Source organism: Terrabacter sp. Soil811, assembly GCF_001429655.1.
In the GTDB taxonomy this organism is placed as follows: Bacteria; Actinomycetota; Actinomycetes; order Actinomycetales; family Dermatophilaceae; genus Terrabacter.
This window is the reverse complement of record NZ_LMSX01000008.1, coordinates 593,918-608,174: the sequence shown is the minus strand read 5'-3', so window position 1 is coordinate 608,174 and position 14,257 is coordinate 593,918. Positions and strand designations below refer to the sequence as shown.

The following is a 14,257-nucleotide window of genomic DNA, read 5'->3' as shown; positions in this document are numbered from 1 at the left end:
CCGCGTGCAGAACCCCTCAGCGGCGGGCCCGGCGCCGCGCACCCGTCTGGCTCGCCTCGGTGCACTCATCGCCCGCCACCCGCGCACGTGGATCGTCGCCTGGGCCGTCGTCGCGATCACGTGCTTCGCCGTCGCGGTCGGTGGGGTCACCGGCGAGTCGCTCTTCGAGCGCCTGCACTCGGGTGCGCCGACCGTCGAGTCCGAGTCGTCGCGCGCCCAGGAGGTCATCGCCGAGAGCCAGCCGGCGCTCGAGACGCTGACGATGCAGGTGACCGGTGCCGACCTCGCTGACGCCGCGACGGTCGCGGCCGGGACGGCGGCGACGCGCGAGGTCGCGCAGGTCCCCGGGGTCAAGAGCGTGCGGTCGCCGCTGCTCGCGCCGGGCGGCGTCACCGACCCGTCGGTGGCTCCCCTGCTCAAGGGCGGCACGCCGACCGCGGGCGGCTTCGTCACCGTCGTCGACTTCGCGCCGGGTCTCGACAAGGCGGCACAGGACGCGGCCGAGACCCAGGCGGAGGCCCGACTGCTCGGTGTCGCCACGGCCATGCACGCCCAGGGCTCCGTCGGCAGCACGAGCAAGGTCATCGAGGCCATCACGACGACCGTCGAGCGGGACCTGCTGCGGGGCGAGGGCATCGCCCTGCCGCTCACCTTCGTCGTCATGTTCTTCGTCTTCGGCGGCTTCGTCGCCGCAGGCATGCCCATCGTCGGGGCCGTCGTCTCGATCGGTGGTGCGCTGCTGTCGCTCTTCGGCTTCTCGCACGTCGTCGAGCTCGACGCGACCGTCGTCAACATCGTCACCCTGCTCGGGCTCGGGCTGTCCATCGACTACGGCCTGCTCACCGTCAGCCGCTTCCGCGAGGAGCTCGCACACCGGGAGCACGACGTGCCGACGCGCGCGGAGATCGCCCACGCGGCCGAGCGCACGGTGGCGACCGCGGGCCGCACCGTCCTCTTCTCCGGACTGACCGTCGCCATCGCCCTCGCCGGCCTGCTCATCTTCGAGGCGTCGATCATGCGCGCCATCGGCGTGGCCGGGGTCAGCGTCGTGCTCGTCGCGATGGTCGTGGCCATCACGCTCGTGCCGGCACTGTGCGTGGTGGGCGCAAAACGGCTGTCCCGCAAGGCTGTCGAGAAGCCGTCCGACGTCGGCCTCTTCTCTCGCCTGGCTGTCGGCGTGCAACGGCGCCCCGTTGCCGTCATCCTCGGTGTCGTCGTGGTGCTCGTGACGCTGGCCCTGCCCACCCTGTCGATGAAGCTGACGTCGTCCGGGACCGAGCTGCTCCCCAAGGACGCTCCCCAGCGGGTCTTCTTCGAGCAGCTCGACCGCGACTACCCGGCCCTTTCCGCCCCGGAGGTCACCGTCGTGGCCCGCACGGCCGACACCGCCGCCGTCACGGCATGGTCCCAGCAGTTCCGCTCGCGTCCGGGCGTCGAGGGTCTCGTCGTCCGTCCGCTCGGCAGCGGCGACCAGCGCGTCGACATCCGCGTCGCCGGGCGGCCCACCTCCGACGAGGCGCAGGACCTCGTGACGACGATCCGCGCGACGAGCGCCCCCTTCGAGACGCTGACGACGGGCCAGGCCGCCGGACAGATCGACTTCCTCGACTCGATGTCGGCCCGCGCCCCGTATGCCGTCGCGCTCGTCGTGCTCGGCACCTTCGTCCTGCTCTTCCTCATGACCGGGTCCGTCGTGCTGCCGGTCAAGGCGTTGCTGCTCAACGTCATCTCGCTCGGTGCCGCCCTCGGCGTCGTCGTGTGGATCTTCCAGGAGGGCCACCTCGAGGGGCTGCTCGGCTTCACCTCCGTGGGAGCCCTCGAGTCGATGGTCCCCTTCCTCGTCCTCGCGTTCGGGTTCGGCCTGTCCATGGACTACGAGGTGTTCCTGCTCTCGCGGATCGTCGAGTTCCACCGACACGGCGCCGGCAACGACCGGGCCGTGTCGCTGGGCCTCCAGCGCACCGGCCGCATCATCACGTCGGCCGCCCTGCTCATCGTCATCGTCTTCGGCGGTTTCGTCGCCGGCGACATCCTCATCATCAAGGAGATGGGGGTGGCTCTCGTCGCGGCCGTCGTCATCGACGCGACCCTCGTGCGGATGCTGCTCGTGCCCGCGACGATGACGGTGCTCGGCCGGTGGAACTGGTGGGCGCCTGCACCGATGCGTCGCCTCCACGACCGTTTCGGGATCACGGAGTGACCACCGTCGTCGCGGCGCACGGACTCGACGGCCTGCTGGACGCGACCGGCGGCCATCCCTTCGTGCGGTGGGAGGTGACGGACGAGCTCGCCGCGACGTGGTGGGCCGCGACCGACGCCGTCGCCTTCCAGCGCACCCGCAAGACCGTGCGGCGCACCGTCAACGTCCTCGGCGGAGACGACGGCGTGACGGCGCTCCTCGACCACCTGCCGGAGATCGCGGCGACCGTCTCGCCCGACCGTCGCGCCTTCTCCGTCAGCGTGCCGCAGCACCTCGAGCCGCACCTCCGGGAGCGCTACCGCGTCATGGACGGCGGCGACTGGGAGTGGTTCCACACGACCACCGCTCCCGACGAGCACCCCTCGCACGAAAGGGTGGTCGTCATCGACGACGTCGCGCGCGCCGACGAGCTCCGGGCCTTCCTCGAGGCCCAGTCCCCCACCGCCGACACCGAGCCCGGCTCCGGCGAGCGGTGGTTCGCCGTGGAGGACCTCGACGGCTCCCTCTGCGCGGTGGCCGCCTGGGGCACCACCCGGGCCGGCGCGCCGCACCTGTCGTCCGTCGCCGTCGACACCCGCCTGCGGGGACAGGGGCTGGGCCGCACGATCGTCGGCGCCGTGACCCGCCTGGCCGTCGCCGAGACCGGCGTCTGCACCCTCGGGATGTACTCCCACAACACCGTCGCTCGAGGGCTCTACCTGTCGCTCGGCTACGACCGGCTGTGCGCCTGGTCGAGCCGCCCGGTCGTCATCGACCGCTGACCGGGCGGCGCACCGCGCTGCGCCGTCAGGCGAAGTCGGCCGCGGTGACGGTCCGGTCGGCGGGCTCCACGAGCACGACCCAGTTGCCCGAGTTGTCGCGGCACACCGCCTCGGTCCCGTACGGACGGGCCGACGGGGGCTGGAGGAACTCGACGCCCTTGGCCGACAGGTCGGCATACGTCTGCTCGCAGTCGTCGACCGTGAGGCCGAGACCGTTGAGCCCGCCGGCGTCCTGCGCTCGCTTCATCGCGGTGACGAGCTCGTCCGGGAAGGGCGGGCCGGGGATGGCGAGGCTGACCTGCAGCTCCGGCTGGCTCGGGTGCACGACCGTGCACCAGCGGTAGCCGTCGCCGAGGGTGATGTCGTCCTTGTCCTCGAACCCGAGGACGTCGACGTAGAAGCGCTTGGACTCGTCGATGTCCTTCACGAAGACACTGACGATGGAGATGTTGGTGATCATGTGACCACGCTAGGACGGGTCCGCCGCCTCGGGCTTCTCCTGGGTTGCGGAGCCTGCGGGCGCGCTCTCCACCAGGCCCCACATGAACAGGACGCAGCCCGGGATGTGCGGCGCCCCGGTCGCGGCGTACCTCGCCTGGTACTCGCTGGGGCTCTGCCCCACGACCCTGCGGAACCGGCTGCTGAACGAGCCGAGGCTCGAGAAGCCGACGGCGTGGCACACCTCGGTGACGGTGAGGTTCGTGGCACGCAGCAGGTCCTGGGCGCGTTCGATGCGGCGGCGCGAGACGTAGCCGGCCGGCGTCACGCCGTACGTCGCGCGGAAGAGCCGGAGGAAGTGGTACTTCGACAGCCTCGCTTCGGCCGCGAGCGCGTCGAGATCGAGGGACTCCGCGTAGTGCCGGTCGGCGTGGTCGCGAGCGCGGCGCAGGTGGACCAGCACGTCGTCGGGGGCGGGTCGCTCCATCGTGGTCACCCTCTCATTGTCGCGCTCCGAGCCTCAGCCGACGGCATCCGTCACGAACGTGCCGTTGACGGCGCGCAGCCGGTGCTCCCAGGAGGTCGCCGGCCGGCCGATGACCTTCTCGCTGAGGGTGGCCCGGGCACGGGTGTCCGCGGTCGCGTGCCGCTGGTCACGCGGCACCCCGTAGATCCAGCTCGCCTGCCCCTCGTAGGACGAGGTCTCCGACCGGCTCGACAGGTGCGCTCCGCCGCGAGTCAGGGACTCGCCACGCGACCACGTGATGGCGAGATCGCCCGTGACGTCGTACGCGCCGGCGACGTCGCTGCGCGGGTGGAAACCGAGGACACCGTCCTTGTCCCAGCGCTGCTCGGTGCGCTCGAGGGTCGGAGCTCCCCGTCCGTGCCCGGTCGCGACGACCTGGGTGTCGGTCCACGAAGCCGTCAAGGTGTCGTCGGCCTCGTCGTCGGTCCACGAATGCTTTGACGTGTTGGAGAGACTGCGCGTGACCGTCGTCGTGACCGGTCCGCGTGAGGTGGACAGCGTTCCCGTGACGCGGAGCTCACGTCGCGCGTCGAGATCGACGTGGCCCGCCCGGTCCCCCGACCCCGACACGCTGCTGTCGACGGCGGGGTCGCTTGCGTATGCCGTCCCGGTCGTTCCCGACACCACGTTGCGGGCCGCGTCGCGCCAGATGCGGAAGCGGGGCGCGAGAGTCCAGCCGCCCTGGCCTGCCGGAAGACCCACGACGGAGATGCGGACGTCGTGGGGCCGCCCGTCGTTGAGCCTCGCGAGGTAGGGCGTGAGGTCGTAGCCGAGCGGCGGGATGTCGAACGCCTTGGGCGAGGGGATGGTGTACCAGAGGAACGGGTTGCTCCAGCCGCCCGTGTAGACGACGGGGTAGGGCGCCGCGATGCCTGCGAGCTGCCCGTCGATGTGCACGTCGACCTCGCGGTAGGGCAGACCGTCCGGGCACGAGTAGCCCGTGCTCGCAGGGGCGCTCGTGTCCCAGAACTCCTCACAGCCACCGCCGGACCCGGTCGCGAAGACGTCGGCGAGCAGCCGGGTCGAGTTGCGCGGCACCATGAGGGACCCGACGAGGTCGCTGCCGTCGCGGGAGGTGTCGGTGAGGGGAAGGACGGCATCGGACGTCCTGGCCGCAGGCGCTCCACGCCCGGTCGTGTAGAAGTCGAGGTCGACCGTCACGTGGATGACCCCGGTGTAGGTGCCGTCGACGACGTTGCCGATGAAGGCCTGCACCTGCTGCGGGTCCGCCAGCAGCGGAGCGAGGTCCGTGACGTCCTTCTCGACGTGCCAATGGATCCCGTCGACGCTCGGCTCGGGCGTCGAGAGGGTCAGCATCCGCACTCCCCCGACGTCGACGTAGCCGATGCGGTCGAACTGTCGCCCGGCCACCGACCCCTCGAGCCGCATGACGACCTTCGACCACGGACCTGCGCAGCCGGCCGGCGGCGTGTAGGCGTTGGCGTGGACGTCGAAGTCGTCGAACGCGTCGTCGACGACGCGAACGGTGCAGTGGTGCGTGGCGGGTACCGGGACGCTCGGCTCCGGTGTGCGCGGGTCGTCCCAGTCGGTGCCGAACTCCTGTGGCGGGGTGGCCGCGGGCACTCCCGAGGGACTCGGCGCGGGCACGGCGGCGGGCAGGCCCGACGCGGAACTGGCTCCGGTCATGGCGAGGACCGCACCCAGGAGGATCGCGGTGACCGGACGTCGACGTGGTGATCGCATGCCTTCGACCGTAGGACGGCCCGAGTCAAGGATGGGCAAAGCGCACGGCAGGTGACGGCATACGCGTGGAGGGTCGTCCTCGCTCTCGCGACGACGACCCTCCACGGTCGGCTCCTGCCGGAGGTCAGCCCTGCTTCGGCTCGACCTCGGGGGCACCCTGCGCGGCCGGTGCTGAGGCCGCGGGCTTCGCGTCCACGCCGGCCTCCTTGCGCTGGGCGGGCGTGATCGGGGCCGGCGCCGCGGTCAGCGGGTCGTAGCCGCCACCGGACTTCGGGAAGGCGATGACGTCGCGGATCGAGTCGGTGTGCGCGAGCAGCGAGACGATGCGGTCCCAGCCGAAGGCGATGCCGCCGTGCGGCGGGGCACCGAAGGCGAAGGCCTCGAGGAGGAAGCCGAACTTCTCCTGGGCGTCCTCCTCCGACAGGCCCATGACCGAGAAGACGCGCTCCTGCACGTCGCGGCTGTGGATACGGATCGAGCCGCCACCGATCTCGTTGCCGTTGCAGACGATGTCGTAGGCGTAGGCGAGCGCCGGACCCGGGTCGGTGTCGAAGGTGTCGAGGAACTCGGGCTTGGGCGAGGTGAAGGCGTGGTGGACGGCCGTCCACGCACCGGCACCGACGGCGACGTCGCCCGAGGCGACGGCGTCGGCGGCCGGCTCGAAGAGCGGGGCGTCGACGACCCAGAGGAAGCTCCACGCCTCCTCGTCGATGAGCTCGCAGCGACGGCCGATCTCGAGACGGGCCGCCCCGAGCAGCGCCCGCGACGGCTTCGCCGCACCCGCGGCGAAGAAGATGCAGTCGCCGGGCATGGCGCCGACGTGCTCGGCGAGGCCGGCACGCTCGGCGTCCGTGAGGTTCTTCGCAACCGGGCCGCCGAGCTCGCCGTCCTCCTGGACGAGGACGTAGGCGAGGCCACGGGCGCCGCGCTGCTTGGCCCACTCCTGCCAGGCGTCGAGCTGCTTGCGCGGCTGGCTCGCGCCACCGGGCATGACCACAGCGCCGACGTAGTCGGCCTGGAAGACGCGGAAGGTCGTGTCGGCGAAGTAGCCGGTGCACTCGACGAGCTCGTTGCCGAAGCGCAGGTCGGGCTTGTCGGAGCCGTAGCGGGCCATGGCGTCGGCGTAGGTCATCCGCTGGAACGGGGCGTCGAGCTCGACGCCGATGAGGCGCCAGAGCGCCTGCACGATCGACTCGCCCAGCTCGATGATGTCGTCCTGCTCGACGAAGCTCATCTCGATGTCGAGCTGGGTGAACTCCGGCTGGCGGTCGGCGCGGAAGTCCTCGTCCCGGTAGCAGCGGGCGATCTGGTAGTAGCGCTCCATGCCGGCCACCATGAGCAGCTGCTTGAACAGCTGGGGGCTCTGCGGCAGGGCGTACCACGACCCGGGCGCGAGACGCGCCGGCACGAGGAAGTCACGGGCACCCTCGGGCGTGGAGCGGGTCAGCGTCGGCGTCTCGATCTCGACGAAGTCGCGGGCCCCGAGCACGGCGCGGGCGGCAGCGTTGACCTTGGAGCGCAGGCGGATCGCAGCGCCGGCCGAGCTCGCGCCGGGGCGGCGCAGGTCGAGGTATCGGTGCTTGAGGCGTGCCTCCTCGCCGACGGTGACGCGCTCGTCGATCTGGAACGGCAGCGGGGCGGCCGGGTTGAGCACCTCGAGCTCGCTGACGATGACCTCGATGTCGCCGGTGGGCAGGTCGGGGTTGGCGTTGCCCTCCGGACGCTCGCGCACCTCACCGGTGACCTTGACGCAGAACTCGTTGCGGACGTCGTGGGCACCGCCCTGGGCGAGCACCTCGTCACGCGCGACGACCTGGGCCACGCCCGAGGCGTCGCGCAGGTCGAGGAAGGCGACCCCGCCGTGGTCTCGACGCCGCGCCACCCAACCGGTGAGGGTGACGGTCTGGCCTGCGTGGTCGGCGCGGAGAGTGCCGGCCTCGTGAGTGCGGAGCACGGAGGGTCCTTCCGGGACGTGGTTCCCGCGGCACGAGGGCCGCCGGGGCTGAGCGAGGTGGTGAGCGAGTGTCGTGCGCAGGTGCCCGGCCGCTGGTCGGCCGTGGGCACCGAGGACCAATCCTAGACCGCCTGCGCCTAGGCTCTTCGCCGTGCAGCACTCCCGCAACCGCGACCTCGACGGCGTCCGAGGTCTCGCGATCCTCCTCGTCGTCGCCGCCCACTCCGGGCTGCCGGCGCGCTGGGGTGGGCTGTCCGGGGTGACGCTCTTCTTCGTCCTGTCGGGCTACCTCATCACGAGCCTGCTCATCCGCGAGTGGGACCGCTGGGGGTCGGTCAGCCTGTGGCGCTTCTGGGGACGGCGCGCCCTACGCCTCCTGCCCGCCCTCATCCTCCTGCTCCTGCTCGCTCCCCTGCTGCTCTGGGCGACCGGCGACGACCGGCTCTCGACCTACCCGACGGCGGCGCTCGCATCGCTCTTCTACGTCGGCAACTGGGTGCGCATCGCCGGCACGGACCTCGGGGTGCTCAACCACCTCTGGTCGCTCTCGGTCGAGGAGCAGTTCTACGTCGTCTGGCCGGCGATCTTCATCGTCCTCATGACGTGGCTTCGCAGCCGAGCGCTCGCCGTCGTCCTCAGCCTCGCGGCGCTCGCGACCTTCTACTCCGTCTGGACGGTAGGGAGCGCGATCCGCCTCGACATCTCGACCGAGACGAACGCGTTCGCCCTGCTGCTCGGCGTGGCGCTCGCCTTTTCACTGGCCGCCATACGGTCCCGTGGCTGGGAGCTGCCGGCCACGAGCCCGCTCGTCCCCTTCGTCGTCATGGTCACCGTCTCGGCCTTCCCCGGGCACGGGCTCGAGGTGGACCACCCGCTCTTCCGACCTCTCGGCGCCGTCTACGCCGTCGTCGGGGTGTGGCTCGTGTATGCCGCCGTGTCGGGCCACTCGCGCGTCGTGGGCTCCCGCGTCATGGTCTTCTTCGGCACCATCAGCTACGCGCTCTACCTCTGGCACCAGACGTTCATCAACAGCCGGCTCCTCGGTGAGCACACGACACCCCGCAACCTGCTGCTCATCGCGGCCGCCGTGCTCGTCTCGTGGCTGTCGTGGGTGCTCGTCGAGCGGCCCGTGGGTCGCCTGCGCGGACGCCTCCGCCTCGACCAGCCGTCACGCCGCCAGCAGGAGTTCGCCGACGCCCGCGACCCGCAGGCCGCTCCGCGCGCCACGCCCACGACGTAGGGCGGTCCGGCCGATCGTGGCCGCGACGCCCGCGGCGCGGTCTCCTCGGTCTACGCGGTCTACGCGGTCGGTCGCGCTCCCGCGCCCACCGCGTCAGCCGGGGCGTCCGGCACGTCGTGCTCCTCGACGCTGCGTGAGTCGGTGAGGGTGAGGGCGCCCCACGTGGTCACGACCCCGACGATGACGGCGAGCACGGCATACGTCACCCGCTCACCGTGGAAGAAGGACGACACGAGCTCAGGACTCCACGTGCCGGCCGGCAGTGTGGTCGTCACGAGCACGGCGACGAGGGTGCCCACGACGGCGGTGCCGACGCTCGTGCCGACCTCCTGGGCCGTGTCGTTGAGCGCCGTGCCGATCGACGTGCGGTTGGCGGGCATCGCCTCGACGAGGGCAACCGCGCAGATCGTCATGACCGTGCGGAGGCCGAGGGTCATGACGACCATCGCGACGGCGATGGCCGGGTAGCCGCGGTCGACACCCCAGGCCATCCCGATGAGCGCGACGACGAGCAGGCCCGCTCCGACGAGGCACGCGACCCGGTGGCCGAAGCGGCGGGCGAGCCACTCCGAGAGCGGTGTCGCGAGGACCATCGTCATGATGAGCGGGAGGTTGGCGAGCCCGGCACGCACGGGGCTCCAGCCCCACGCGTACTGGAAGTGCAGGATGAGGCCGAACATGACGCCGGCCATGGCGACCGAGGTGCCGGCCTGCGCCAGCGTGGCCCCGCGCACGGTCCCTGACGAGAAGAGCGTCAGGTCGAGCATCGGGGACGCGGCACGCCGTTCGTGGCGGACGAACCCGACGAGCGCGAGCGCGGAGCCGACGACGGCCGAGAGCGTGGTCGCCGACGTCCATCCGTGCTCGACGCCACTGGTCAGGGCGTAGCAGCCGAGCCCGATGGCCGCGATGCTCAGCAGGGCACCGGGCAGGTCCAGCCGGTCGGTGGTGAGGTCCTCGGGCCGGTCTGCCGGCACCCCCAGCCGGACGCCGACCCAGGCCACGAGCGCGATGGGGGCGTTGACGAGCAGGAGCCACTCCCAGCCGACGTGGGCGAGGGCCGTGCCCCCGAGCAGCGGACCGAGGACGAAGCCCGACATCCCGACGACGATCATGACGGTCATGGCCCGCATCCGCAGGGCCTGGTCGTCGAAGAGACGGAAGACGAGCGAGTTGGTGATCGGCGCCATCGCTGCCGCCGCGACCCCGAGGGCGGCGCGCAGGGCGATGAGCTCGCCCGTCGTCGTCACGGCGGCCACGGCGAGGCTGATGATCCCGAAGCCGGCGAGCCCCCAGAGGAGCACCCTGCGGCGGCCGAGCCGGTCCGCCGCCGAGCCGGCGGTGAGCAAAAGTCCCCCGAACGTCAGCGAGTAGGCCCCGGTGACCCACTGGAGAGCGGTGGTGCCGCTCCCGAGGTCGCGGCCGATCGTCGGCAGCGCGATCGTCAGGAGGGTGTTGTCGACCATCTCGACGAAGAAGGCGAGACAGAGCGCGAGCATCGGGATCCACGCCGCGCGGAGCGACGGATAGGTACGGGTCGGCGTCGTGGTCGTCATGTGCCGTCTCCTCTCATCGAACACCGTTCGACTATCGAACGTGGTTCGATGTTATAGAACGGTGTTCGATGAACGCAAGTCCGCCCGGGGATCGTGTGATGGGATGGGCACATGAGCCCTCAGCGACAGCACGTTGCTCGGCCCTCCCGCGAGGCTCGGGCCGTGCGTGAGCGGCCCGCACGGGGCCGCCGGCGGGCCTCGCACTCGCTCGAGGCCGTCCTCACGGAGGCCGTCGCCCTGCTCGACACGAGTGGCGAGCAGGCCCTGACGTTCCGTGCCCTCGCGGCCCGTCTCGGCGGTGGCGCCGCGAGCATCTACTGGTACGTCTCGAGCAAGGACGAGCTGCTCGACCGAGCGGCGGACCACGTCCTGGCCGACGTGCACGCCGCCATCGAGGACGTCGGGGCCGGCGACCCCGTCGACGACCTCCGAACCATCGCCCTGGCCCTCTTCGACGCGATCGTCGAGCGGCCCTGGCTCGGTGCCTTCTTCATGCGCGACACGGGCGTTCAGCCCAACGGCCTGCGCCTCTACGAACGGCTGGGACAGCAGGTCATGCGGCTGGAGCTCACTCCGCGCGAGAGCTTCCACGCGGTCTCGGCGGTCGTCGGCTTCGTCGTCGGCACGGCGGCCGACATGGGTCAGCAGCCACCCGAGGCGGTGCTCTCCGGCGAGGTCGACCGTGACGCGTACCTCGCCCGCTACGCCGCCCAGTGGCGCGCCCTCGACGCGGACGAGTTCCCCTTCATCCACCACGTCGTCGACGAGTTCGCCGGACACGACGACGCCGAGCAGTTCCGGGCCGGTCTCGACCTCATCCTCGCCGGGCTGCGGCTCCAGGCCGCCGGCTGACGCGTCGCGTAGGCACCCCCGGTCAGTCTCCCGAAAGGGGCCGGAGGTCCCGGGAGGCTTCTGCGGCAAGGCAGTCCACGGCTACGGCCATCGCGGGGCTTGCCGTCATGGTGCTCCGCCAGACGAGGCTCACGGTGCGCTCGGAGATCGGGTCGACGATGGGGACAGCGACGACGCCCACGGGGAGCGGTCCCCGGCCGAGGCGTGGCACGAGGGCGATGGCCTCCCCCGCCGCGACGAGGGCGACGTGCGTGGCGAACTCGAGCGCCACGTGCGCGATCCGAGGGGACCGACCCACGTCGGCATACATCTTCTGGAGCCACTGGTGGCAGATGGAGCCGGGCGCGACGCTGGCCCAGTGCTCGTCGAGCACGTCCCGCACGCCGATGCTGCGCCGGGCGGCGAGCGGGTGGCTCTCGTGGACGAGGACGTCCGCGCGGTCCCGGCCGAGGTCGCGCACCTCGAGGTGGTCGGGGATGGCGAGCGGCAGCGGCTCCCAGTTGTGCACGAGGGCGAGGTCGTGGGTGCCGGCCGCGACCGCGTCGACGGCGTCCCAGGGGTCGATCTCGTCGGGACGCAGGACGACGTCCGGCGCGGTCGATCGCAGGCGGCCGATAGCGCCCACGACGACCCCCCGGTACGCCGTGGCGAACGTCGCGAGGCGCACCGTCCCGACCGTCTCTCCGCTGTCCCTGTGGAGCCGGGACTCGAGTCGCTCCATGTCCGCGAGCAGGGACCGCGCAGCGTCGGAGAGCGTGCGACCGGCCTCCGTGAGCAGGACACCGCGCCCCTGCCGCTCGAGCAGCTGCACCCCCGTCTGGGTCTCGAGGCGCTTGATCTGCTGGGACACCGCGCTCGGGGTGTAGTCGAGCGCGGCAGCGGCGGCGCCGACGGAGCCGTGCGCCTCGACGGCGACGAGCGAGCGCAGCGCGACGGGATCGATCATGCAGTGATGCTACACAGTCATGGCCACGACAGTTTGATGGACGTGAACGGTGTGCGGCCGCCACGATGGGCACATGCGCCGCCGTGACACCGCCCTCGCCGTCCTGGTCGCCCTGATCTGGGGCACGAACTTCGTCGCCATCCGCACCGGCATCGACTCGGTGCCGCCGTTCCTCTTTCTCGCGGTGCGCTTCGTCGTCGTCTGCGTCCCCGCGGTCTTCCTCGTCCGGCGCCCGGGACTCCCCTGGCGCGACCTCGCCCTCATCGGGCTCTTCACGAGCCTCGGCCAGTTCGCCCTCATGTACCTCGCGCTGCACCTCGGCATGCCGCCGGGTCTCGCCTCGCTCGTGCTCCAGGCGCAGGTGCTGCTCACCGTCGTCATCGCGGCGGTCTGGCTGCGCGAGCGCCCGTCCACGGCGCAGCGCCTCGGCGTCGCCCTGGGCGGGGCGGGGCTGCTGACGATCGCGGTCGGACGCGGGCTGTCGGCGCCGCTGCTCCCTCTCGTCCTGCTCGTCCTGGCCGCCGTGTCGTGGGCGGTCGGCAACGTGCTGACCCGCCGGGCGGGGGCCCTCACGGGTCCGGGCGCCGGGCTCGGGGTCACGGTCTGGTCGGGGCTCGTCGTGCCGCTGCCCGCCCTCGCCCTCTCGTTCGTCTTCGAGGGGCCGACGGCCATCGGGGCGGCGCTGCACCACCTCCAGTGGCAGGCCGTGGCCTCGACCGCCTACACGGCCTACCTCTCGTCGCTCGTCGGCTACGGGATCTGGAACACCCTGCTCAGCTGCCACCCCGTGGCGAAGGTGACGCCGTTCGCGATGCTCGTCCCGGTCTTCGGGATGGTCGCGGCCGCGGTCGCGTTCCACGAGCGACCCAACGCCCTCGAGCTGGCCGGGGGGCTCGCACTGCTGGCCGGTGTCGGCGTAGCGGTGATCCGCCCCCGCGGCGGCGTGACGGCGCCCGCTCCGGCCGTCCCTGCCGACGCGTCACCCGTGCTCGCCGTCGACGTAGAGCCAGCGGCCGCCCCGGCGGGCGAAGCGGCTCACCTCGTGCAGCTCGCCCCGACGCGTGGCGCCCGCTGACGGTTCCGTCCAGTGGGCCACGAACTCGACGACGCCGTCGTCGTCACCGAGCCCGCCGCGCTCCGTGCGCAGCACCGTCAGGCCCGTCCACCGTGTGTCCGGGTCGAGTCCCACCCGCGCGGGGCGCGTCCGTGGGTGCCAGGTGCGCAGGAGGTACGCCTCGTCCCCCACGGCGAACGCCGCGTAGCGCGAGCGCATCAGCTCGCCTGCGGTCCCGGCCGGGCGGTCGCCCGCGTGGAGCGGGCCGCAGCACGCGGCATACGCCAGGTCTTCCGGGCCGCCCCCACAGGGGCACGGCCCCGAGACGCCTGTACCGAAGGCTCCGCTCACGAGCGCTGGGCGCGTTGGGCCTCGCGGGCGGGCCACGGCGCGTCGTGCGGCCGCAGCGTGGACCACCCACGCCCGCGCGACAGTCCGGCGCAGAGCAGGCCTACGAGCGTCGCCGAGTTGCTGATGCGTCCGTCGAGCGCTGCGTCGACGGCATCGTCGAGGGACACCCAGAGGGGCCGGATCCCGAGCTCCTCCGCAGTGCGTTGGTGGGCGTCGGCGGCGGCGACCTCGTGGAGGCCGCGCGCGAGGAAGATCCGCACCGTCTCCGGGAAGGCCCCGGGAGACGTGACGTCGTCGGCGAGGACGTGCCACTCGTCGGCCGTCAGGTCGACCTCCTCGGCGAGCTCACGCGCGGCGGCCTCCCACGGCGGCTCGCCGTCGACGTCGAGCAGGCCGGCGGGCAGCTCCCACACGTGGCCACCGCTCGCGTGGCGGTACTGACGGATGAGCAGCACGTGCGGGGCACCCTCGAGCTCACGCAGGGCGAGCACGGCGACGGCGCCGGGGTGCGTGACGAAGTCACGTGTCACGACACCCCCGGCGCCGAGGTCGACGCGCTCGCGCACGACGTCGAAGATGATCCCCTCGAACGGGGTCGTCGTCTCGACCACCGGCTCGGGGGTCCACTCCTCGACGAGGTCGGCTCCGGTGCCCCGCGGCGCGTCCAGGCTCACC

The 14,257-nt window shown here is 72.1% G+C and carries 13 protein-coding genes; 5 read left to right on the top strand and 8 right to left on the bottom strand.

The window, feature by feature from the left end:
* Positions 1-4: 4 nt before the first annotated feature.
* Both ASH01_RS13200 and ASH01_RS13195 read left to right on the top strand, forming a co-directional pair.
* Entirely contained in the window at positions 5-2,200 is a 2,196-nt protein-coding gene (locus tag ASH01_RS13200; RefSeq protein ID WP_056776417.1) for an MMPL family transporter, read from the top strand.
* Entirely contained in the window at positions 2,197-2,961 is a 765-nt protein-coding gene (locus tag ASH01_RS13195; protein WP_056776414.1) for a GNAT family N-acetyltransferase, read from the top strand. Before ASH01_RS13200 ends, ASH01_RS13195 begins: the two co-directional genes overlap by 4 nt.
* Before the next feature lie 25 nt (positions 2,962-2,986).
* On the opposite strand, the gene ASH01_RS13190 is transcribed toward ASH01_RS13195, so the two are convergent.
* The 4 genes from ASH01_RS13190 to aspS all read right to left on the bottom strand — a co-directional run bounded on the left by ASH01_RS13190 (position 2,987) and on the right by aspS (position 7,583).
* Positions 2,987-3,421: a VOC family protein gene (locus ASH01_RS13190; RefSeq protein WP_056776409.1), complete on the bottom strand. Its 435-nt coding sequence runs from the start codon at positions 3,419-3,421 to the stop codon at positions 2,987-2,989.
* 9 nt (positions 3,422-3,430) lie between these two features.
* A complete protein-coding gene (locus ASH01_RS13185; protein WP_056776406.1) occupies positions 3,431-3,886 on the bottom strand; it encodes a helix-turn-helix domain-containing protein in 456 nt (151 codons plus the stop codon).
* Between the two features lie 33 nt (positions 3,887-3,919).
* A complete protein-coding gene (locus tag ASH01_RS13180; protein ID WP_056776404.1) occupies positions 3,920-5,629 on the bottom strand; it encodes a peptide-N4-asparagine amidase in 1,710 nt (569 codons plus the stop codon).
* Between the two features lie 124 nt (positions 5,630-5,753).
* Entirely contained in the window at positions 5,754-7,583 is a 1,830-nt protein-coding gene (gene aspS / locus ASH01_RS13175) for an aspartate--tRNA ligase (RefSeq protein WP_056776401.1), read from the bottom strand.
* 151 nt (positions 7,584-7,734) lie between these two features.
* Here aspS and ASH01_RS13170 point away from each other — a divergent pair, with 151 nt between their 5' ends.
* Complete coding sequence (locus ASH01_RS13170) at positions 7,735-8,823, top strand: acyltransferase family protein (protein WP_056776399.1); 1,089 nt, start codon at positions 7,735-7,737, stop codon at positions 8,821-8,823.
* A 59-nt stretch (positions 8,824-8,882) separates the two neighbouring features.
* Here ASH01_RS13170 and ASH01_RS13165 read toward each other — a convergent pair whose 3' ends face one another.
* A complete protein-coding gene (locus ASH01_RS13165) occupies positions 8,883-10,379 on the bottom strand; it encodes an MFS transporter (RefSeq protein WP_056776396.1) in 1,497 nt (498 codons plus the stop codon).
* A gap of 111 nt (positions 10,380-10,490) precedes the next feature.
* Between ASH01_RS13165 and ASH01_RS13160 the strand changes: the two genes are divergently transcribed.
* Entirely contained in the window at positions 10,491-11,231 is a 741-nt protein-coding gene (locus tag ASH01_RS13160; RefSeq protein WP_056776393.1) for a TetR/AcrR family transcriptional regulator, read from the top strand.
* Positions 11,232-11,253: 22 nt separating this feature from the next.
* Here the strand turns inward: ASH01_RS13160 and ASH01_RS13155 are convergent, their stop codons facing one another.
* Positions 11,254-12,177 (bottom strand): LysR family transcriptional regulator, encoded by a 924-nt coding sequence (locus ASH01_RS13155; RefSeq protein ID WP_056776390.1) that lies wholly within the window; start codon positions 12,175-12,177, stop codon positions 11,254-11,256.
* 73 nt (positions 12,178-12,250) lie between these two features.
* On the opposite strand from ASH01_RS13155, the gene ASH01_RS13150 reads away from it, so the two are divergent.
* Entirely contained in the window at positions 12,251-13,252 is a 1,002-nt protein-coding gene (locus ASH01_RS13150) for an EamA family transporter (protein ID WP_056776387.1), read from the top strand.
* On the opposite strand, the gene ASH01_RS23450 is transcribed toward ASH01_RS13150, so the two are convergent.
* Positions 13,157-13,450: a YchJ family protein gene (locus ASH01_RS23450; protein ID WP_056776383.1), complete on the bottom strand. Its 294-nt coding sequence runs from the start codon at positions 13,448-13,450 to the stop codon at positions 13,157-13,159. The genes ASH01_RS13150 and ASH01_RS23450 overlap by 96 nt on opposite strands.
* A gap of 128 nt (positions 13,451-13,578) precedes the next feature.
* Entirely contained in the window at positions 13,579-14,256 is a 678-nt protein-coding gene (locus ASH01_RS13140) for an NUDIX domain-containing protein (protein WP_056776380.1), read from the bottom strand.
* Position 14,257 lies beyond the last annotated feature (1 nt).